19 protein-coding genes and 2 riboswitches are annotated in these 18,843 nt (G+C 74.3%); of the genes, 9 read left to right on the top strand and 10 right to left on the bottom strand.

What is annotated here, in order from left to right:
* Positions 1 to 55: 55 nt before the first annotated feature.
* The 6 genes from ACR9E9_RS08480 to cbiE all read right to left on the bottom strand — a co-directional run bounded on the left by ACR9E9_RS08480 (position 56) and on the right by cbiE (position 4,795).
* Positions 56 to 925: an energy-coupling factor ABC transporter ATP-binding protein gene (locus ACR9E9_RS08480; protein ID WP_435198040.1), complete on the bottom strand. Its 870-nt coding sequence runs from the start codon at positions 923 to 925 to the stop codon at positions 56 to 58.
* Positions 922 to 1,674, bottom strand: a complete 753-nt coding sequence (cbiQ, locus tag ACR9E9_RS08475) for a cobalt ECF transporter T component CbiQ (RefSeq protein WP_435198039.1) — start codon at positions 1,672 to 1,674, stop codon at positions 922 to 924. Before cbiQ ends, ACR9E9_RS08480 begins: the two co-directional genes overlap by 4 nt.
* Positions 1,671 to 2,003, bottom strand: a complete 333-nt coding sequence (locus ACR9E9_RS08470) for an energy-coupling factor ABC transporter substrate-binding protein (protein WP_435198038.1) — start codon at positions 2,001 to 2,003, stop codon at positions 1,671 to 1,673. Before ACR9E9_RS08470 ends, cbiQ begins: the two co-directional genes overlap by 4 nt.
* Positions 1,996 to 2,715, bottom strand: a complete 720-nt coding sequence (locus tag ACR9E9_RS08465) for an energy-coupling factor ABC transporter permease (protein ID WP_435198037.1) — start codon at positions 2,713 to 2,715, stop codon at positions 1,996 to 1,998. The genes ACR9E9_RS08470 and ACR9E9_RS08465 overlap by 8 nt, the downstream gene beginning before the upstream one ends.
* Positions 2,703 to 2,812: riboswitch (cobalamin riboswitch) on the bottom strand. (Overlaps the previous gene by 13 nt.)
* Position 2,813: 1 nt before the next feature.
* Positions 2,814 to 3,581: a precorrin-4 C(11)-methyltransferase gene (gene cobM / locus ACR9E9_RS08460; RefSeq protein ID WP_435198036.1), complete on the bottom strand. Its 768-nt coding sequence runs from the start codon at positions 3,579 to 3,581 to the stop codon at positions 2,814 to 2,816.
* Entirely contained in the window at positions 3,578 to 4,795 is a 1,218-nt protein-coding gene (gene cbiE, locus ACR9E9_RS08455) for a precorrin-6y C5,15-methyltransferase (decarboxylating) subunit CbiE (RefSeq protein ID WP_435198035.1), read from the bottom strand. Before cbiE ends, cobM begins: the two co-directional genes overlap by 4 nt.
* A gap of 20 nt (positions 4,796 to 4,815) precedes the next feature.
* Positions 4,816 to 4,942: riboswitch (cobalamin riboswitch) on the top strand.
* A gap of 53 nt (positions 4,943 to 4,995) precedes the next feature.
* Here cbiE and ACR9E9_RS08450 point away from each other — a divergent pair.
* The 7 genes from ACR9E9_RS08450 to ACR9E9_RS08420 are packed head-to-tail and all read left to right on the top strand — an operon-like array spanning position 4,996 to position 13,323.
* Positions 4,996 to 7,083 (top strand): magnesium chelatase subunit D family protein, encoded by a 2,088-nt coding sequence (locus ACR9E9_RS08450; RefSeq protein ID WP_435198034.1) that lies wholly within the window; start codon positions 4,996 to 4,998, stop codon positions 7,081 to 7,083.
* Positions 7,083 to 7,697, top strand: a complete 615-nt coding sequence (cobO, locus tag ACR9E9_RS08445; protein ID WP_435198033.1) for a cob(I)yrinic acid a,c-diamide adenosyltransferase — start codon at positions 7,083 to 7,085, stop codon at positions 7,695 to 7,697. The genes ACR9E9_RS08450 and cobO overlap by 1 nt, the downstream gene beginning before the upstream one ends.
* A gap of 5 nt (positions 7,698 to 7,702) precedes the next feature.
* Positions 7,703 to 10,285, top strand: a complete 2,583-nt coding sequence (locus tag ACR9E9_RS08440) for a cobyrinate a,c-diamide synthase (protein ID WP_435198032.1) — start codon at positions 7,703 to 7,705, stop codon at positions 10,283 to 10,285.
* Positions 10,282 to 11,025 carry a uroporphyrinogen-III C-methyltransferase gene (cobA, locus tag ACR9E9_RS08435; RefSeq protein WP_435198031.1) on the top strand — a complete coding sequence of 248 codons (744 nt, stop codon included), beginning with the start codon at positions 10,282 to 10,284 and terminating at the stop codon, positions 11,023 to 11,025. Before ACR9E9_RS08440 ends, cobA begins: the two co-directional genes overlap by 4 nt.
* The gene (locus tag ACR9E9_RS08430; RefSeq protein WP_435198030.1) at positions 11,022 to 11,831 is read left to right on the top strand and encodes an adenosylcobinamide-GDP ribazoletransferase; all 810 of its coding nucleotides are present in this window, start codon (positions 11,022 to 11,024) and stop codon (positions 11,829 to 11,831) included. The genes cobA and ACR9E9_RS08430 overlap by 4 nt, the downstream gene beginning before the upstream one ends.
* A gap of 2 nt (positions 11,832 to 11,833) precedes the next feature.
* Positions 11,834 to 12,391: a bifunctional adenosylcobinamide kinase/adenosylcobinamide-phosphate guanylyltransferase gene (locus ACR9E9_RS08425; protein WP_435203613.1), complete on the top strand. Its 558-nt coding sequence runs from the start codon at positions 11,834 to 11,836 to the stop codon at positions 12,389 to 12,391.
* Positions 12,388 to 13,323 (top strand): CobD/CbiB family cobalamin biosynthesis protein, encoded by a 936-nt coding sequence (locus ACR9E9_RS08420; RefSeq protein ID WP_435198029.1) that lies wholly within the window; start codon positions 12,388 to 12,390, stop codon positions 13,321 to 13,323. The genes ACR9E9_RS08425 and ACR9E9_RS08420 overlap by 4 nt, the downstream gene beginning before the upstream one ends.
* Here ACR9E9_RS08420 and ACR9E9_RS08415 read toward each other — a convergent pair.
* Positions 13,316 to 14,059 carry a cobalt-precorrin-6A reductase gene (locus tag ACR9E9_RS08415; RefSeq protein ID WP_435198028.1) on the bottom strand — a complete coding sequence of 248 codons (744 nt, stop codon included), beginning with the start codon at positions 14,057 to 14,059 and terminating at the stop codon, positions 13,316 to 13,318. The genes ACR9E9_RS08420 and ACR9E9_RS08415 overlap by 8 nt on opposite strands.
* Before the next feature lie 59 nt (positions 14,060 to 14,118).
* On the opposite strand from ACR9E9_RS08415, the gene ACR9E9_RS08410 reads away from it, so the two are divergent.
* On the top strand, positions 14,119 to 14,829 hold the full coding sequence (locus tag ACR9E9_RS08410; protein WP_435198027.1) for a M50 family metallopeptidase: 711 nt from the start codon (positions 14,119 to 14,121) through the stop codon (positions 14,827 to 14,829).
* A gap of 3 nt (positions 14,830 to 14,832) precedes the next feature.
* A complete protein-coding gene (locus ACR9E9_RS08405; RefSeq protein WP_435198026.1) occupies positions 14,833 to 15,252 on the top strand; it encodes a DoxX family protein in 420 nt (139 codons plus the stop codon).
* Here ACR9E9_RS08405 and ACR9E9_RS08400 read toward each other — a convergent pair.
* From ACR9E9_RS08400 to ACR9E9_RS08390, 3 genes are all read right to left on the bottom strand, one after another.
* The gene (locus ACR9E9_RS08400; protein ID WP_435198025.1) at positions 15,249 to 16,058 is read right to left on the bottom strand and encodes an HAD family hydrolase; all 810 of its coding nucleotides are present in this window, start codon (positions 16,056 to 16,058) and stop codon (positions 15,249 to 15,251) included. The genes ACR9E9_RS08405 and ACR9E9_RS08400 overlap by 4 nt on opposite strands.
* A complete protein-coding gene (locus ACR9E9_RS08395; RefSeq protein WP_435198024.1) occupies positions 16,055 to 17,833 on the bottom strand; it encodes a proline--tRNA ligase in 1,779 nt (592 codons plus the stop codon). Before ACR9E9_RS08395 ends, ACR9E9_RS08400 begins: the two co-directional genes overlap by 4 nt.
* 67 nt (positions 17,834 to 17,900) lie before the next feature.
* Entirely contained in the window at positions 17,901 to 18,797 is an 897-nt protein-coding gene (locus tag ACR9E9_RS08390; RefSeq protein ID WP_435198023.1) for a LysR family transcriptional regulator, read from the bottom strand.
* Positions 18,798 to 18,843: the final 46 nt, after the last annotated feature.

Raw genomic sequence — 18,843 nt, 5'->3', positions numbered from 1 at the left:
ATATCGGGACACGGGTGCGCGGTTCGACGTCAGGCCCCGAAGGGAGGTCCCTGAGTCAGGGGACGGCGCGGACGCGCAGCGCCGCCGCGACCTCGTCCGGGGTGCGTGGCCACCCCACCTCGGCGGGGTCGAGACCCAGCCGGGCCAGCAGCTCGATCGACCACGGCGGCCGCAGCCGCGCCGCCCGCACGAGCCCCGTGTCGGTGAGCGCGTCGGTGACCTCCCCCTGGTGGACGACACCGTCGACGACCAGCGCGACCTCGTCCGCCCAGCGCCAGGCGAGGTCGACGTCGTGGGTCGACAGGACGACGGTCGTGCCGTGGGCCTCCAGTGCGGCGACCGCCGCGAGCATCTCCTCCACACCGGCCGGGTCGAGACCGGCCGTCGGCTCGTCGAGCAGCAGGACGGTGGGCTTCATCGCCAGCGCCCCGGCGACGGCGACCCGCTTGCGCTGGCCGAAGGACAACCGGTGCACGGGGCGGTCGGCGAGCTCGGTGATCGACAGGACGGACAACGCCTCCGCGACCCTGGCGACGACCTCCGGCTGCGGCAGGGCGAGGTTCGTCGGGCCGTACGCGACATCGGATCGCACGTCCGCGCTGAAGAGCTGGTCGTCGGGGTCCTGGGTGACCAGCTGCACCTGCTGCCGGTGGGCGGTCAGGGCGCGTCGACCGTGGTCGAGCACCGCCCCGCCGCTGATGACCACACCCTCGTCGGGCCGGTGCGCCCCGGAGAGGACCCGCAGCAGCGTCGTCTTGCCCGAGCCGTTCGCACCGAGGATCGCCGTGCGACGCCCGATGCCGACCGTGAGGCCGACGCAGTCGAGCACCCGTGGGGCACCGGCGTAACCGGCGTGCACGCCGCGCAGCGCGAGCGCCGTGTCCGCGTCGTGCGGCGGCGTCCAGGACCCGAGTCGGTGGCTCACGACAGCCCCGCCCGCAGCGAGAGGGCACCCAACGACAGCACGAGCGCTGCGCCGGCGAGGACGAAGGGGGCCGACACGGCCCGGGCAGGGACGAGCGGCACGGCGCCGACTCCCCCCCGACCGGCCAGCCCCTCCTCGAGTCGGCGCGCCCGCTCCCAGGCCCGCACGAGCACGGAGGCGGCGAGCAGGCCCACCGAGCGACGTGCCGCGCGGCCGCCGGAGTACCCCAGGCGCCCGGCCTGCGCCGAGGAGATGGCCGCGGCCGCGTCCAGCAGGGAGAAGATCAGCCGGTAGGTCACCGCGGCGATGTCGACGGCCACCTCGGGCACACGCGCTCGCCGCAGTCCCGCGAGCAGGTCGACCATCGGCGTGGTCGCCGCGAGCAGGACCGTGGCGCTCGTGGCCGCGAGGGCCCGGGCGGCGACGAGCGAGGCCCGGGAGGCGCTCCCTTCGTCCACCCCGAGCGGACCCCAGCTCACGAGCTCACCGGGACCGAGGGTGACCGCGATGGTCACCACCCCGATGGCGATGAAGACCGCGGGCCCGAGCATCGCGCCCAGCCAGGTGCGCACCGGCACGCGCGCCGCGGTGGCCAGACCCACGGCGCTCACCCCGACCAGCCCCGCGACGACGAGCGAGGTCGTGGTCGCGGCGACGAGGAGCAGCCCCACGCAGACGAGGGACTTCTCCAGGGTCGAGCGGGTCCGCCACGCGGAGGTCCACGCCGCGTCGTCGAGGGAGAGCCTCATGGGGCCGGGTCACTGCTGCCCGGGCGAGGGGCGCGACCACGCAGGCGGCCGAAGACGTAGCCGAGCGCGACACCCCCCACGGCGGCCTGAAGGGCGAAGAGACCGGACTCGATCTCGCCCCCGGCCGGCGGCATGAGGGGCTCGAACCACGGCTCGTGACCGGCCTCCTCGAGCTGTGCGGTGGCGGCGGCGTCGGTCCCGCCGAAGGCCTCCTCGTCACCGGCCGGGGCACGGCCCCCGAGATAGAGCGCGACCGCGAGGAGGAGGACGATGGCGACGAGGACGAGGGCGACCCCGCGGCGCCCGAGGGGGGTCGCTGACTCACGCACGGGTGGCCTCCGTCCCGGTCCGGACGACGTCGAGGTCCTCCATCTCCGGGCGGGCCCAGGCGATGAGCGCGTTGATGAGCAGGACACCGACGAGGCCCTCGACGATCGCCAGCGGGATCTGGGTGACGGCGAAGATCCCGAGGAAGCGCGACCACGCCTCGATGAAGCCCCCCTCGGGGTAGGCCAGCGCGAGCTGGGTGGCGGTCGTGACATAGGTCGCCAGATCGGCCATCGCGACCCCGGCGAAGACCCGCACCATGAGGGGAGCGGCCGCGAGCAGCCGGAAGAGGCCGTAGCCGACCCACGGCCCGACGACGGCCATCGAGACGACATTGGCGCCGAGGGTGGTCAGGCCACCGTGCGCGAGCAGCAGCGCCTGGAAGAGCAGGACGATCGTCCCGAGCATCGCCATGACCGGCGGCCGGAAGATGATCGCCCCGACCCCGGTGCCCGTCGGGTGCGAGCTGGATCCGGTGACCGAGGGGAGCTTGATCGCCGACATGACGAAGGTGAAGGCGCCGGCCGCGCCGAGCAGGAGCCGGGCGCTCGGGTTGTCCTTGACGATGCGGGTGGCACTGCGGGTGCCGTGGATGACGAAGGGGGCGGCCGCGACGGTCCACGCGGCGGCGTGGACCGGTGGCAGGAAGCCCTCGGCGATGTGCACGGGGGTGCTCGCTCTCTCCGGGATGACGCGTCCCGGCAGTACCGCCATCGCCCTGAGTTCCTGACTCGCGGAAGACCCGCTCACAGTGGCGCGACCGTCCCGGAATCTCACCGGGTTCCTCAACCGAGGCGATGGCGAGTGTGACTTTAGCGGAGTCCGCCCCCACTGTCTGCGGCCCGTGCCCGGCGAGAGGAGTAGAGGTGGGACTCGACGAAGTCCTCGGCCCGCAGCGCCCAGCCGACGACGATGACCGCGGCCTGGCGCAGGTCGTGGGCCTCGACCTGGTCGGCGATGTCGGCCAGCGTGCCGCGCAGGAGGATCTCCTCGGGCTGCTCGACCCGGTAGGCCACGGCCACCGGGCAGTCCTCGCCGTAGTGCGCGCTCAGCCGCTCGGCGAGCTCGCGCACGCGGCGGATCGCCAGGTGCAGCACGAGGGTGGATCCGGTCGCGGCGAAGGCCTCGAGTGACTCCCCCGTCGGCATCGCGGTCGAGTCGCGCTGGGCCCGGGTGAGCACCACGGACTGGGCGACCTCGGGCACGGTCAGCTCCCGGCCCAGACGGGCCGCGGTCGCCGTCCAGGCGGCGATGCCGGGGGTGATGTCCCACGGGACCCCGGCCGCATCGAGGCGACGGGTCTGCTCGGCGATCGCGGAGTACACCGACGGGTCGCCGGAGCACAGCCGCGCGACGTCCTCGCCGCGCTCGTGGGCGGCGAGCATCTCGGCGGTGATGTCCGTGAGGTCGCAGCCCTGCGTGTCGACGAGGTGGGCCCCCTCGGGGCAGTGCTCGAGGACGGCGGCGTCGAGGTAGGTGCCGGCGTAGAGGCACACCGGGCTCGCGGCGAGCAGTCGCGTGGCTCGCACGGTGAGCAGGTCGGCCGCGCCGGGCCCGGCGCCGATGAAGTGGACGGTCATGGGGTGTCCTTCGTGGTGGCGAGCTGGACGACGGAGCGGGCCGGGGTCCAGGACAGGTAGCGGCCGAGCGGGCGAGCGTGCTCGAGGGACAGTCGGGTGAGCTCACCACCGAGGCGAGCGCGCACCCCGATGAGGGCGGACTCCCCCTCCAGCGTGACGGCGTGCGCGACGAGCCGACCACCCACGCGAAGGGAGTCCCACGCCCGGCCGAGCAGGCCCTCGTCGAGGCCGCCGCCGACGAAGACGGCATCCGGTGTGGTGAGCGCGGCGAGGTCGGTGGTCGTGGTGTCGCCGAGGACCACCTCGACACGTCCGGCCAGGCCGAGGGTCGCGGCGTTGGCCGTGATGCGCCCGGCCCGCTCGGGGTCGCGCTCGACGCAGGTCGCGGTGGCACGGTCGGCGGCGAGGCACCACTCGAGGGCCACCGAGCCGTTGCCTGCCCCGAGGTCCCACAGGTGCGCGCCCGGGGTCGGGCGCAGGCGCGCGAGCGCCGAGGCACGCACATCGCGCTTGGTCAGCTGCCCGTCGTGGTCGATGAAGTCGTCGGGCCGGCCGGGCACGACACCGGTCGTGGCAGCGACCGTGGCCGGGTCCGCTGCACGGACCTCGAGACAGCACACCACGAGGTCCGCGGTGGCCCCCGTGAAGGTCTCCGCGGGGGCGGCCACCGCCCCTTCGTCCGGCCCGCCGAGGTGCCACCGGGCGGTGAGCGTCGTCGTGCCCCAGCCGTGCCGGGTCAGCAGGGCGCCCAGTCGTGCCGGATCCTCCCCGTCGGAGCAGAGCACCACCAGGCGCGCGCCGGGGGTCAGGTGCGGCAGGACCGTGCGCAGGTCCCGACCGACGGTGGTGACGACCGAGCTGCCCTCCGCGGACCAGCCCTGCCGGGCGCGCGCGAGCGCGTCACTGCCGATCGCCGGGTGGATGCGCACCCGGTCGGGCCCGAGGAGGTCGACCAGGGTGCTGCCGATCCCGGAGCGCAGGGGGTCCCCGCTCGCGAGGACGACGGCATCGCCGACCTCCTCCAGGAGCGCAGGCAGGGCCGGGCGAAGGGGGCTGGGCCAGGCGACGAGGGCAGCTCCGGGCGCGGCGTGCTCGGCCACGAGATCGAGGTGACGTGCCCCGCCGAGCAGGGTGGCAGCGCCCGCGACGAGGCCGCGCCGCCCTTCGTCCAGGCCGGCCCAGCCATCGTCCCCGATACCCACGACGTCGATCACGGACGCCCACACTAGGCCCACACGCGCTGTGGCATGCTGGCGCTCGGCGCAGCCAACCGAGGAATCCGGTGCGAATCCGGAGCGGTCCCGCCACTGTGAAGGCCCCATGGGCCCAGCCAGGACATCGGTCTGCGTTCGTCGGCGCGAACCCGCCCGACGCGTTCTGACGGCGAGCGTGGACACTCGCCAGGAGGTTTGACGTGACTGTTCCGGTCTTCCCCTTCACCGCCCTCGTCGGTGCCGACGAGCTGACCACCGCGCTGCTGCTCAGCGCGATCTCCCCGGAGATCGGTGGCGTCCTCGTGCGCGGGGAGAAGGGCACCGCCAAGTCGACCGCGGTCCGGGCGCTGGCTGCGGTCCTGCCCGAGCAGCACGTGGCGACGGACTGCCGCTTCGGGTGCGATCCGCAGCGGACCGACGACTGCCCGGACGGCCCGCACACCGGGCCGGCGACCACCCGTCCCGCCCGGCTCGTCGAGCTGCCCGTCGGTGCGACCGAGGACCGGGTCGTCGGCTCGCTCGACCTGCGCCGTGCCCTCGGCGACGGCGAGGCCGCCTACCAGCCGGGGCTCCTCGCGGAGGCCCACCGCGGGATCCTCTACGTCGACGAGGTCAACCTGCTGCACGACCACCTCGTCGACGTGCTCCTCGACGCGGCCGCCATGGGGCGCAACACCGTCGAGCGCGACGGGGTCTCGATCTCCCACCCCGCCCGGATCACGCTCGTCGGGACGATGAACCCCGAGGAGGGCGAGCTGCGCCCCCAGCTCCTCGACCGCTTCGGTCTCACCGTGCACATCGCCGCGAGCCGCGACCCGCGCGAGCGCGCCGAGGTCGTGCGCCGGCGTCTGGACTCCGACGCCGACCCGGCGGGCTTCGCCGCGCGCTACGCCACGTCCGAGGCGGAGTTGACGCAGCGTCTGGCTGCCGCCCGGGAGGCGGTGCGCGAGGTGGTGCTCGACGAGCGCGCGCTGCGCACGATCGCCCGGGTGTGCGCGGGCTTCGACGTCGACGGGATGCGCGCCGACATCGTCACCGCCCGCACCGCGAGCGCCCACGCCGCCTGGTACGGGCGCGACCACGTCACCCGCGAGGACATCCGCGCCGCGGCGCTGCTGTCCCTGCCGCACCGGCGGCGACGGGCTCCCTTCGACGCACCCGGCCTCGACGAGGACCTGCTCGACCGCCTCCTCGACGAGGAGCCGGAGGAGGACCCGCCCGGGGGTGGCGAGCCCGACCCGGACGACTCGTCCGAGGAGACCTCCGAGGGCGGTGCCGACGGCGACGGCGAGGACCGCACGGGCCCGCCGGGGCAGGACGGGGCGCACGACCCGCAACCCTCCCCGCAGCAGGAGCGCACCGAGCAGCCCTCGCAGAGCACCACCGAGCACGGGGAGGGGGAGCTCGAGGAGCCCGCCGAGCCGCAGCCCGGCTCCCGCCCCAGCCCGGTCGGGACCGCCGAGGCGCAGACGCCCTACCGCGCCCGCCGCCTCGAGCTCACCGGTGTCGGGGCCGGCCCCAGCGGTCGCCGGTCCCCCGCCCTGACGCCCCGCGGACGCACCGTCGGGATCCACCCGGCCGGGCAGGAACCGGCGGGCTCCCCGGTCCACCTGACCGCCACCCTTCGTGCCTCGGCCGCCCGTCGGGCGACGACGAGCGGAGCCGCCCGCGTCACCGGCGACGACCTGCGTCATGCGGTCACGCGCGGCCGGGAGGCCAACCTCGTCCTGCTCGCCGTCGACGCCTCCGGCTCGATGGCCGCCCGCAAGCGGATGAGCGAGGTCAAGACCGCGGTCCTCTCGCTGCTCCTCGACGCCTACCAGCGGCGCGACCGGGTGGGCCTGGTGACCTTCCGTGGCCACGGCGCCGAGGTGGTCCTGCCACCGACCTCCTCGATCGACGCCGCCGCGGCGCGACTGGCCGACCTGCCCCACGGCGGGCGCACCCCGCTGGCCGAGGGACTGAGCGAGGTCGCCCGCGTCGTGGCCCGGGAGCGGGTGCGCGACCGCAGCCAGCGCGCACTCGTCGTCCTCGTCACCGACGGCCGGGCGACCGCCGGACGCGACGCGCTCGAGCGGGCCAGGCGCATCGCCGACCAGTGGGGGCAGGCGGCGACGGTGAGCGAGAGCGTCGTCGTCGACTGCGAGTCCGGCCGCTTCCGGATGGGGCTGGCCGCCGAGCTCGCCCACCGGATGGGCGCGGAGCACATCCCCCTCGAGCAGGTCGCGGCGAGCGGGCTCGTGGAGATCGTCACCGAACGCACCACCCAGCGAAGGAGCGCCGCCTGATGGCCCAGGGACGCACGCCCGTCACCCCGAAGGACGGGCTCACCACGCGGCAGCGCCGCAACTCCCCGCTCGTCGTCGTCCACGGCGGCACCGGCAAGGGCAAGTCCACGGCGGCCTTCGGGCTCGCGCTGCGCGGGTGGAACCAGGGCTGGTCCATCGGGGTCTTCCAGTTCGTCAAGTCCGCGAAGTGGCGCATCGGTGAGGAGGAGGCCCTCACGGCGCTGGGTCGGCTGCACGACCAGAGCGGCGAAGGGGGTCCCGTCGAGTGGCACAAGATGGGCTCGGGCTGGTCCTGGTCGCGCAAGGCCGGGACCGAGGAGGACCACGCCGCCGACGCCCGCGAGGGCTGGGCCGAGATCAAGCGGCGCCTCGCCGAGGAGACCCACACGGTCTACGTGCTCGACGAGTTCACCTACGTCATGAAGTGGGGCTGGGTCGACCTCGATGACGTCATCGACACGCTGACCCGGCGGCCCGGGTACCAGCACGTGATCATCACCGGCCGGGACCCGCACCCGAGGCTGCTCGAGATCGCCGACGTCGCCACGGAGATGACGAAGATCGCCCACCCCTTCGACCAGGGACAGAAGGGCCAGAAGGGCATCGAATGGTGAGGGCGGTGAGTCCGGTGGACCCGGGCCCCCTTCCTCGGGTGCTCGTGGCGGCGCCCGCCTCCGGTCACGGCAAGACGACGATCGCGGTCGGCATCATGGCGGCGCTCGCCCGCCGTGGCCTCACGGTGGCGCCGGCCAAGGTCGGCCCCGACTACATCGACCCCGGTTACCACGCGCTCGCGACCGGGCGGGCGAGCCGCACCCTCGACCCGTGGCTCGTGGGTGAAGGGCGCGTCGCCCCGCTCCTCGCTCGCGGCGCCACGCACCCGGCACCGGCGGACATCGCCGTCATCGAGGGAGTCATGGGGCTGCTCGACGGGCGACTCGGCGCCGACGGCTTCGCCTCGAGCGCGCACGTCGCGACGCTGACCCGGACCCCGGTCGTGCTCGTCGTCGACATCTCCTCCACGTCCCGGACCGTCGCCGCGACCGTCCACGGGCTGGCGACGATCGACCCGACGCTCGATGTCGTCGGGGTGGTGCTCAACAAGGCCGGCACGTCACGGCACGGCGCGGAGGCCCGGCGAGCGGTCGAGGCCGTCGGGGTCCCGGTGTGGGGCGTCCTGCCGCGCGATGCCGCGATGCACGTGCCGTCGCGACACCTCGGGCTCGTGCCCGCCGCCGAACGCGGGGAGGCCGCCGCCACACTCGACCACATCGCCGCCGTCGCGGAGGAGCACCTCGACCTCGACGCGCTGCTCACCGCGGCCACCACCGCTCCCCCGCTCGGGGTCACACCGTGGTCGCCCGAGGTGACGCTGGGGGTGGCCGGCGGCCCACCCCCTTCGGACGCACCGGTCGTCGCCGTCGCGGGTGGTCGGGCCTTCACCTTCCGCTACCCGGAGACGGTCGAGCTGCTCGAGGCCGCCGGTGCCCGGGTGGCGGAATTCGACCCGGCGCGCGACGAGATGCTGCCCGAGGGCACCAGCGGGCTCTACCTCGGCGGGGGGTTCCCGGAGGTGCACGCACGCACGCTCGCGATGAACCGCCCTCTCGTGCACCAGGTCCGCAGCGCTGTCGCGACGGGCATGCCGACGATCGCCGAGTGCGCCGGCATGCTCTACCTCGCGGAGTCGATCGACGACCACCCGATGGTCGGATCACTGCCGACCCGGAGCGCGATGGGCCGCCGCCTGACGCTCGGCTACCGCGGAGCCACCTCGATCGTCGACTCGGTCCTCGGTCCGGCGGGCACGGAGGTCACCGGGCACGAGTTCCACCGCACGCACTCCACGCCGGGCGCCGGAGCGACCGCTGCCTGGCTGCTCGACGGACGCGAGGACGGGTTCGCCCTCGACCCCGCCGGGACCGGCCGCGCCACCCTCGTCGCGAGCTACCTGCACACCCACTGGGCCGGCTCCCCCGCCGTCGCCACGTCCTTCGTCGCTGCTGCTCGCGCCTGTCGGCCTTCGCACCCGCACCCGCACCCGCACCCGCTACGAACTACTGCAGGCAGTGGTTCGTATCGTCAGCAGCATCTCGAGGTACGGCAGGCGATACCAGGTACTGCCTGCAGTAGTTCGTCCGGCGAAGGGGGGGACGCGGCCACCGCGGACCCGCTGCGGCACCACGGGGACGCCGAGCTGTCGGACGACCTCGTCGACCTCGCCGTCAACGTCCGCCTGTCCCACCCGCCGCAGTGGCTCACGGCCGCGCTGACCGACGAGCTGACCTCGGTCGCCGCCTACCCGGACGCCACCGCCGCCCGTGACGCCCTCGCGGCCCGGCACGGCCTCTCCCGCGACCAGGTGCTGCCGACGAGCGGGGGCGCCGAGGCCTTCACCCTCCTCGCCCGCGCCCTCTCCCCGCGTGACCCCGTGGTCGTGCACCCGCAGTTCACCGAGCCGGAGGCCGCGCTGCGCACCGCCGGTCACGACGTGCGACGCGTGCTCCTGCGCGCCCGGGACGGCTTCGCCCTCACCCCCGGCGCCGTCGAGGAGATCGGCGACGCCGACCTCGTCGTCATCGGCAACCCGACCAACCCCACCGGTGCGCTCCACCCGGCCGCCACCGTGGGAGCGCTCGCGCGACCGGGCCGGGTGCTCGTCGTCGACGAGGCCTTCATGGACGCGGTGCCCGGCGAGGCCGAGTCCCTCCTGCCGGGTGACCTGGACGGCGTCCTCGTCGTGCGCTCGCTGACCAAGACCTGGGCGGTGGCCGGGATCCGCGCCGGATACGTCGCCGGGGACCGCGCGCTCGTGGAGCAGCTCTCGACCCACCAGACCCACTGGTCCGTCGGCTCGCTCGCGCTGCGCGTCATGCGCGAGACCGTCGCTCCCCACGCGCTCGCCGAGGCCGACCGCGCCGCCCACGAGACCACCCGCTGGCGCCGTCACCTCGTCACCGGGCTGGACTCGCTGGGCGTGCCCACGGCGGGTACGAGCGCCCCCTTCGTCCTCGCCCGGGTGGGCCCCGGGATCCGGGAGGAGCTGCGCTCGGGTGGCTGGGCCGTGCGACGAGGCGATACCTTCCCGGGGTTGGACACGACCTGGGTGCGGATCGCCGTTCGTGGCCCGCACACCATCGACGGCCTGCTGCGAGAGCTGGCCGGGATCCTGCACCGACGAGACGACACGAGGTCAGCATGAACGACACCACCGGACGGGTCCTCCTCGTCGGAGGCGGTCCCGGGGACCCGGGGCTGCTCACCATCGCCGGTCGCGACGCCCTGAGACGGGCCGACGTCGTCGTCACCGACCGCCTCGCACCCCTGGCCGCGATCGCCGAGCACGCCCCGCAGGCCGAGGTCGTCCACGTCGGCAAGATCCCCAGGGGCGAGTTCACCCCGCAGGAGCGCATCCACGAGCTCCTCCTCGAGCACGCCCGTGCGGGACGGACCGTGGTGCGCCTCAAGGGGGGTGACGGCTACCTCTTCGGCCGGGGCGGCGAGGAGTGGCAGGTGTGCACCGGGGCCGGGATCCCCGTCGAGGTCGTCCCCGGCGTCTCCTCCGCCTTCGCCGTGCCGGCCCTCGCCGGGATCCCGATGACCCACCGTGGGCTCTCCCAGGGCGTCGCGGTCGTCTCCGGGCACGTCGCCCCCGACGACCCGCGCAGCGAGGTGGACTGGTCCGGCCTGGCCACCACGGGCCTGACCATCGTCGTGCTCATGGGGGTCGCGACCCTGGGGTCGATCGCCGAGACCCTCATCGCCGCCGGCCTGGACGCGTCCACGCCCGCCGCGAGCATCGCCGACGGGGCCAGCCCGAGCCAGCGGGTCGTGCGCGCCCGGCTGGACGGGATCGCCACCGCCGCCGACGAAGGGGGCATCGCACCCCCGGCGATCACCGTCATCGGCGATGTGGTGGCCGCCTTGGAGCAGACCGGGTGAGCTCGCTCGGCAGGGGGCTGCGGCTGGGCGTGGGGACCTTCACGCGCCTCCCGTCGGGCACGGTGGACACCCGCCCCGACGCCGCAAGGGCGGGCCTCCTGCTGGCACCCCTCGCGGTGCTCCCGCTGGCCGGGCTCGTCGCCGTCGTCTGCGCCACCGTCGAGCTCGGCCTCCCTCCGCTCGTCGCCGCCGGCGTGGCCCTGGCCGTGCTCGCCCACGGGTCCCGGGGCATGCACCTCGACGGGCTCGCCGACGTCGTCGACGGGCTCGGGGCCGGCTGGACCCGGCAGCGCGCCCTGGAGGTCATGCGCCGCGGCGACGTCGGCCCGATGGGGACGGCCGCGATCGTGCTCGTCCTCCTCGTCCAGGCCGCCGCGATCGCGGCCCTCCTGGCGGCCGGCTGGAGGGGGGCCGTCCTCGTCGGCGCGGCGGTGCTCGTCTCCCGCGCCTCCTGCGCCGCGGTCTGCGTGCGCGGTCAGACCGCCGCACCCGGGTCCACGCTCGGTGCCTCCTTCGTCGGGGTGGTGCCCTTCGCTCCCGCCGCGCTCCTCGCGGTCGCGGCCGCTGCGGCACTCGTGGCAGCCGGCGTCCCGGTCACGGCAGTGCTCGCCCCCGACGAGTCCACGTGGTCGAGCACCCGCTCGCTGCTCCTCCCCGCGCTCGCGGCGCTCGCCGGCACGGGTGCGGCGATCGCTCTGCGGGAGCGGGCCGCACGCACCCTCGGTGGCGTCAACGGTGATGTCATCGGGGCCGGCGTCGAGGTCGCGCTGACCACCACCCTCGTCCTGCTCACCCTGGCGTGGTGAGCATGCGCATCCTCGTCACCGGTGGGGTCCGCTCGGGCAAGTCCCGCCACGCGGAGTCCCTGCTCTCCCCGCCGCACCTGCCGGCCGGATCCCCCGTGACCTACCTCGCCACGGGACCGCAGCTCGATGACGCCGACTGGGCCGCCCGGGTCGCCGCGCACCGGGACCGCCGCCCGGACTCGTGGACCAGCGTCGAGACGACGGATGCCGCGGGCGCGCTCACGCGGACGAGCGATCCCGTCCTCCTCGACTGCCTCGGCACCTGGCTGACGGCCCAGCTCGACGACCTGGACGCGTGGGAGGCCCCCGAGCCGTCGTGGGGTCGGCGGCTCGACGCACGCATCGACGCCCTCGAGACCGCGTGGTCCGCGAGCACCCACGTCGTGGCCGTGACCAACGAGGTCGGGTGGGGCGTCGTGCCCGCGCACCGGTCCGGGCGCGTCTTCGCCGACCGCCTCGGGCTGCTCAACCAGCGCCTCGCCGCGAGCGCCGACCGGGTGCTCCTCGTCGTCGCCGGTCAGGTCCTCGTGGTCAAGGACACCTCCCGGGAGCAGGCGTGAGGCGCCCTTCGCCGGATCCGGTCGCTCTCGGCCTGCTCGGCGGGTGGGCTGCGGACCGGCTGCTCGGCGACCCCCGTCGCGGCCACCCCGTGGCCGCCTTCGGCCGCTGGGCGAGCTGGGTCGAGGCCCGCACCCACCGGGACTCGCGCAGGGCGGGTGTGCTCACGGAGGGGATCGTCCTCGCCCCCGTCGTCGTCATCGGCATCCTCGGCGGACGGGCCCCGGCGAAGGGGGTCGTCACCGCCGTCCTCGCGTGGGCAGCCCTCGGCGGTACCAGTCTCGGGCGCGAGGGGATGGTCGTCCACGACCTCCTCGCGAGCGGCGACCAGGCTGCGGCCAGGGTGCGCGTGCGCCACCTCGTCGGGCGGGTCACCGACGAGCTCGGTGCGGACGAGGTCGCCCGTGCCGCGATCGAGTCCGTCGCCGAGAACACCTCGGACGCCGTCGTCGGCACCCTCGTGTGGGGTGCCGTGCTCGGGCCGCTCGGGATCGTGCTCCACCGGGCGGTGAACACCCTCGATGCCATGCACGGGCACCGCACCGAGCGCTACGCCCGCTTCGGCTGGACGGCCGCTCGGCTGGACGACGTCCTCGGCTGGCTGCCGGCCCGGGTGACCGTGCTGGCCACGGCTCTCGCGGCCCCTCGCCGGGCTCACGAGGTGCTCCGGGTGGCGGCCACCGACTCCCGCTCGCACCCCAGCCCCAATGCCGGCCCGGTCGAGGCGGGCTTCGCCGCGGCCCTGTCGGTGGGTCTCGGCGGCCGGACCGTGTACGCCAGCGGCGTCGAGGAGCGACCGTCGCTCGGCCGCGGTCCGGCTGCCTCGCTCACCGATCTCCCCCGATCGGTCGCGCTGGCCCACCGGGTCGGTCTGCTCGCCCTGGCCGCCGCCCTCTCGTACCGGGCGCTGGTCGCGGGGCGCGCCCTCAGGTGACGGACAGGACCCAGGCGGCCGCGGACCCGGGGTCGCTGGCCTCCGGGACGTCTGCGGGTCGGGGCGGGCGCGCGACGACCACGACCGGGAGCCCCAGGCGCCCAGCGGCGTCGAGCTTCGCCTCGGTGTAGGTCCCGCCGGAGTCCTTCGTCAGCACGACACCGACTCCGTGCTCGCGCATCAGGGCCTCCTCGTCCGCGACGAGGAAGGGTCCCCGCGAACGCAGCACCGTCCACGCCGGCGGCAGCGGCTCCTCCGGTGGCTCGACGAGACGCACGACCACGGGGCGCTCCTCCCACGCCTCGAGGTGGTGGTGCAGGGTCTGGCGACCCGTCGTGACGAAGGGGGTCCCCCCCACCTCGTCCGCCGCCTCCCGGGCAGCGTCATGATCATCGACCCAGGTCCACGAGCCGGCATCCGGGTGCCCTGACCAGCCGGGCCGGGCCAGACGCAGGAGTGGCACCCCCGAGCGCGAGGACGCCTGCGCCGCATGCCTGCCCATCGTCCCGGCGAAGGGATGGGTCGCGTCGACGACGGCGGTCACCTCATGCTCGTCCAACCACTCCCGCAGACCGTCGGGGCCACCGAAGCCGCCGGTCCGCACCGGCCCGACAGGCAGCCGCGGTCGTGAGACGCGGCCGGCGAGCGAGGAGGTGAGGGGGACCCCCTTCGCCTCCAGCCGCGCCGCGAGGTCGCGGGCCTCGGCCGTGCCGCCGAGGACGAGGACGTGGGTCATGCACCACACACTGCCACGGGTGCAGCCCGCCCACAGGTGCACCCCCTACGGTCGGCGGCGTGGACCTGCTCACCGAGATCATCGACCGCACGAGCCCCGCGACGCCCGCTCCGGAGCTGACCACCCTCGGTCTGGTCGGGGTGCTCGTCGCGGCCGGGATCGCCGTGGGCTGGTGGCCGGCCTGGCGGGTCCTGCGGCTCGTCGTCACGCTCGTGCACGAGCTGGGGCACGCCGTGGTCGGGGTGCTCTTCGGTCGCCGGTTCACGGGCTTCGTGCTGCGTGCCGACATGTCCGGGCACGCGGTGACGGTCGGTCCCCCGCGCGGCGCGGGAGTCGTGGCGACCACGTGGGCCGGGTACCCGGCGCCGGCGGTCGTCGGTGCGCTCCTCGTGTGGTTCGCGGCCAGCGGGTGGTCGGGGCCGGTCGTGACCGCCCTGCTGCTGGCCCTGCTCCTCGCCCTGGTCTTCGTCCGATCGGCACTGACCGCTCTCGTGGTCGGCGGGTCCCTGGCCGTGGTCGCCGCACTGTGGTGGTGGCGGGATGACGTCGTGCAGCAGCACGTCCTCGTCGGCGTCGGGGTGGTGCTCCTCGTCGGCGCCTGGCGGCACGTGGCCACGGTGCTCGGCCGTGTCGAGGCCACGAGCGACGTGGGTGTGCTCGCCCGCCTGACCGGGCTCCCGGCTCCCGTGTGGCAGGTCGGCTTCCTCCTCGTCCTCGGGCTGTCGACCTGGGTGGTCGTCGGTGAGGTGCTGGTGGTGCTGGGAGACTGAGGGATGACCTCATGGATCCGCGGGCTCGCCCAGGTCGTCCTCGGCAGCTTCCTGCTCCTCGCGGGCACCGCCCACCTGACCTTTGCCCGGGAGGACTTCCGCGCCCAGGTGCCGCCGTGGTTCCCGGGGGACGTGGATTTCGTCGTCATCCTCTCGGGGGTCGTCGAGCTGGCCATGGCGGCAGCACTGCTCCTGGCGTGGCGTCACCCCGCGCGGGCGCTCGTCGGCACTGCTGCCGCAGTCCTGTTCGTCGCCGTCTTCCCCGGCAACATCGCGCAGTTCACCGAGCAGCGCGATGCCTTCGGGCTGACCAGCGACTCGTCACGGGCGGTGCGTCTGCTCTTCCAGCCCGTCCTCGTGCTGTGGGCACTGTGGTGCACCGGTGCGCTGCGCTGGTGGCGGGACCATCGCGCCTCCCGCTAGCCCTGGTCGGCGAGCCAGGCGTCGATGGTGTCGAGCACGTCCAGGAGGTTGTCGACCACCGCGTCGGGGGTGACGTCCACCGTCACCTGCTGGTCCGCGGGGATGTCGCTGTGCGGCACCCAGATGGCGCGCATCCCGACCTCCTGGGAGCCGAGCACGTCCTCGAAGAGCCGGTCGCCGACGTAGGCCGCACTCGTCGGAGCGACCCCCACCGCCGCGCACGCGGCCTCGAAGGCCTCCGCGTGCGGCTTGACCACGTGCAGCTCCGAGGAGTAGACGTCGCCGTCGATGAGGTCGAGCACCCCGTCCCGCTCGAAGATCTCGCGGTGGTACGAGCCGCTCCAGATGGTGTTGGACAGCACGCCGACCCGCAGCCCGCGCGCACGCAGCCCCTCGAAGAGCGGCCGCACCAGCGGGTCGGTGTGGGTGTGCGGCTCCCAGAAGCGTCGGTAGGCCGCGAGAGCGACATGGTGGCGGTCCAGGTCGGGGGCGACCCCGGCCTCGGCGAGGATGTCGTCGAGGTGGGCACTGCGGTGGTCCTCGGTGCCCCGCTTCCAGGCGGCCTGCTCGACGGCATGGATCCGCTCGCCGAGCTCCTTGGCCCGGTCGAGGTCGGCCTGGGTCACCTCCTCGGAGTCGATGGGGACGCCGTGGACCTCACGGGCGAAGACGCGCCACTGCTGGCCCAGGTCGATCGCGTGCCACGGGGTGAGCGTGCCACCCCAGTCGAAGATCACCGCCTCGAGCGGGCCGTGCGCCGGGCGCTCGTGGACCGTCAGCGGATGTCGCATCTCCTCGGCGTTCACACCGGCTCCGCCCTGACCTCGGCCAGGACGGCCTCGGCGGCCTCGGTGACCGGCACATCGCGCTGCTCACCGGTGCGACGGTCCTTCAGCTCGACGACGCCGTCCGCGAGCTTCTTGCCGACGACGAGGATCGTCGGGACGCCGATGAGCTCGGCGTCCTTGAACTTCACTCCGGGGCTGACCTTGCCGGCGCGGTCGTCGTAGACGACGTCGAGGCCCCGTGCCTGCAGCTGCGCGGCGAGGTCGTCGGCGGCAGCGAAGATCTCCTCGCCCTTGCCGGCGGCCACGATGTGCACGTCGAAGGGAGCGATCGCCCGCGGCCAGGTGAGCCCGACCTCGTCGTGGTTGTCCTCGGCGATGACGCCCACGGCACGCGTGACACCGACGCCGTAGGAGCCCATGGTCACGGTGACGAGCTTGCCGTTCTCGTCGAGCACCTTCAGCCCGAGGGCCTCGGCGTACATCGTCCCGAGCTGGAAGATGTGCCCCATCTCGATGCCCCGCGCGAGGGTGAGCGTGCCGGACCCGGTCGGGCTCGGGTCGCCGTCGCGGACCTCGGCGGCCTGGATGGTCCCGTCGGCGGTGAAGTCACGACCGTGGACGAGGTCGATGACGTGCCTGCCGTGCTCGTCGGCGCCGGTCACCCACGCGCTGCCCTCGGCGATGGAGGGGTCGAGGAGGTACCTGATGGCGCTGCTGCCCCCGGACCCGAGGACACCGGGGCCGATGTACCCCTTCGTCAGGGTGGGGTGGGAGGCGAAGTCCTTCTCCTCGAAGGCCTCGACCTCGGCCGGCGCGACCTGCACCTCGAGCCGCTTGGCGTCGACCTCCCGGTCCCCGGGCACACCGATGGCCAGCGGCTCGCGCCAGCCCTGCGGGTGCTCCTCGTCGGCAGGGTGGGCCAGCATGACGAGGACGTTCTTCAGGGTGTCGGCTGCGCCCCACTCCCGGCCGTCGGTGCGCGGGTGGTCGGCGTTGAGCGCGGCGACGAGGGTCTCGATCGTCGGGGTGTCGGGGGTGTCCTCGACGTGCGCCGGTCCGGCGGTGACCTCGACGGGCGGGGCCTGCGGCACCTGGACGGCCTCGACGTTGGCGGCGTACCCGGAGGCATCGCGCACGAAGGTGTCCTCCCCGTTCGGGCTGACCGCGAGGAACTCCTCGCTCGCGCTGCCACCCATCGCACCGGAGTCCGCGTGGACGATGACGTACTCGAAGCCGAGCCGGTCGAAGATCTTGATGTAGGCCCGGCGGTGCGCGTCGTAGGCCTGCTGCAGACCGGCGGCATCGACGTCGAAGGAGTAGCTGTCCTTCATGATGAACTCACGTCCGCGCAGCACGCCGGCGCGCGGTCGGGCCTCGTCGCGGTACTTCGTCTGGATCTGGAAGAGCAGGAGCGGCAGGTCCTTGTACGAGCCGTACATGTCCTTGACCGCCAGGCAGAACATCTCCTCGTGGGTCGGCCCCAGGAGCATCTCGGCGCCCTTGCGGTCGGTGACCCGGAAGAGGTTGTCCCCGTACTCGGTCCACCGGTTCGTCGCCTCGTAGGGCTCCTTCGGCAGCAGCGCGGGGAAGGAGAGCTCCTGGCTGCCGATGGCCGCCATCTCCTCGCGGACGATCGTCTCGACCTTGCCCAGGACCTTCAGCCCGAGCGGCAGCCACGTGTAGACGCCCGGCGCGGCGCGGCGGATGTAGCCCGCTCGCACGAGCAGCTTGTGCCCCGGGAGCTCCGCATCGGCCGGGTCCTCCCGGAGGGTGCGGAGGAAGAGGGAGGACATGCGCGTGACCACGGAAAAGGACTCCTGGCGGGACGAAGGGGGCGATACCCCTGCAGGATATCCGCCGTCAGCCGATGAGCGCCCTCCCTGCCTCCACGAGCCTCTGGGTGACCAGTCGCACCGCTGCCCGCTCGGCCCGGTCCGGTCGGGAGAGGCCGACGATCCACCGCTCGGAGTGCACCCCGGTCAGCGGCCGAAGGGCGAGCCCGTCACCGGGTCGGGTGGTGAACCGGGGCAGCAGGGCGATGCCCTCCCCGGCGGCGACGAGCGCGGCGATGAGCTGGTTGTCGCGCATGCGCAGTCGTGGCGTGATGGTGCGCCCGGTGGCGTCCCCGATGCGCTGGAGGACGGTGTCGAAGGGGAAGTGCTCGGGAACCCCGATCCACGTCTCGTCCACGACGTCACGGGGGCGAAGGGCCGCACGCTCGGTCAAGGGGTGACCCTGCGGAAGGGCGACATCGAGGGGTTCACGCAGGAAAACGGTGCGACCCAGCCCCTCGGTCCCTGCCGGCACATCGCTGGTCAGACTGTGGGCGACGACGATGTCCGCGTCGGCGACCGCGCCGGCGTAGTCCTGCTCGGCGAGGTCCATGTCGGTGACCTCGAGGGTCACGCTGGAGTCGCTCAGGGAGGCGAAGACCCCGGGCAGCAGCGCAGTCAGCCCGCTCGGGAGACCGGCGACGCGCACGGTCCCGATGGGCTGACCACGGTGCTCCTCCAGCCGGGAGTCGACCCGGGCCAGCGCGGCGGCCACCTCGTCCGCCCCGTCCGCGAGCAGCTCTCCCGCCTCCGTCAGCCGCAGTCGCCGCCCGTCCGGCTCGACGAGCCGGGTGCCCGCGGCCCGCTGGGCCGTGCGCACCTGCTGGGACAACGCCGACGGGGTGCGGTGGGTGGTCGCCGCGACGGCGGCGAGGCTTCCTTGCTCGCGCAGGTCCCGCAGGAGCTCCAGGTGCCTGATGTCCATGAAGGCACCCTACAGCGACCGTGCGCAATCATTCGCTTGTCCTGCA

Source organism: Janibacter sp. GS2 (assembly GCF_051200835.1).
Lineage (GTDB): Bacteria > Actinomycetota > Actinomycetes > Actinomycetales > Dermatophilaceae > Janibacter.
The sequence above is the reverse complement of the archived record's forward strand: the minus strand, read 5'-3'. Positions and strand labels throughout refer to the sequence as shown.

Excerpts from the sequence above, each read along its gene's own strand:
- cobO (WP_435198033.1), top strand. The coding sequence starts at position 7,083 with ATGGCCCAGGGACGCACGCCCGTCACCCCGAAGGACGGGCTCACCACG.
- ACR9E9_RS08390 (WP_435198023.1), bottom strand. The coding sequence starts at position 18,797 with ATGGACATCAGGCACCTGGAGCTCCTGCGGGACCTGCGCGAGCAAGGA.
- cobM (WP_435198036.1), bottom strand. The coding sequence starts at position 3,581 with ATGACCGTCCACTTCATCGGCGCCGGGCCCGGCGCGGCCGACCTGCTC.
- cbiQ (WP_435198039.1), bottom strand. The coding sequence starts at position 1,674 with ATGAGGCTCTCCCTCGACGACGCGGCGTGGACCTCCGCGTGGCGGACC.
- ACR9E9_RS08405 (WP_435198026.1), top strand. The coding sequence starts at position 14,833 with ATGACCTCATGGATCCGCGGGCTCGCCCAGGTCGTCCTCGGCAGCTTC.
- cobA (WP_435198031.1), top strand. The coding sequence starts at position 10,282 with ATGAACGACACCACCGGACGGGTCCTCCTCGTCGGAGGCGGTCCCGGG.
- ACR9E9_RS08465 (WP_435198037.1), bottom strand. The coding sequence starts at position 2,715 with ATGGCGGTACTGCCGGGACGCGTCATCCCGGAGAGAGCGAGCACCCCC.
- ACR9E9_RS08395 (WP_435198024.1), bottom strand. The coding sequence starts at position 17,833 with ATGTCCTCCCTCTTCCTCCGCACCCTCCGGGAGGACCCGGCCGATGCG.
- ACR9E9_RS08415 (WP_435198028.1), bottom strand. The coding sequence starts at position 14,059 with ATGACCCACGTCCTCGTCCTCGGCGGCACGGCCGAGGCCCGCGACCTC.
- ACR9E9_RS08425 (WP_435203613.1), top strand. The coding sequence starts at position 11,834 with ATGCGCATCCTCGTCACCGGTGGGGTCCGCTCGGGCAAGTCCCGCCAC.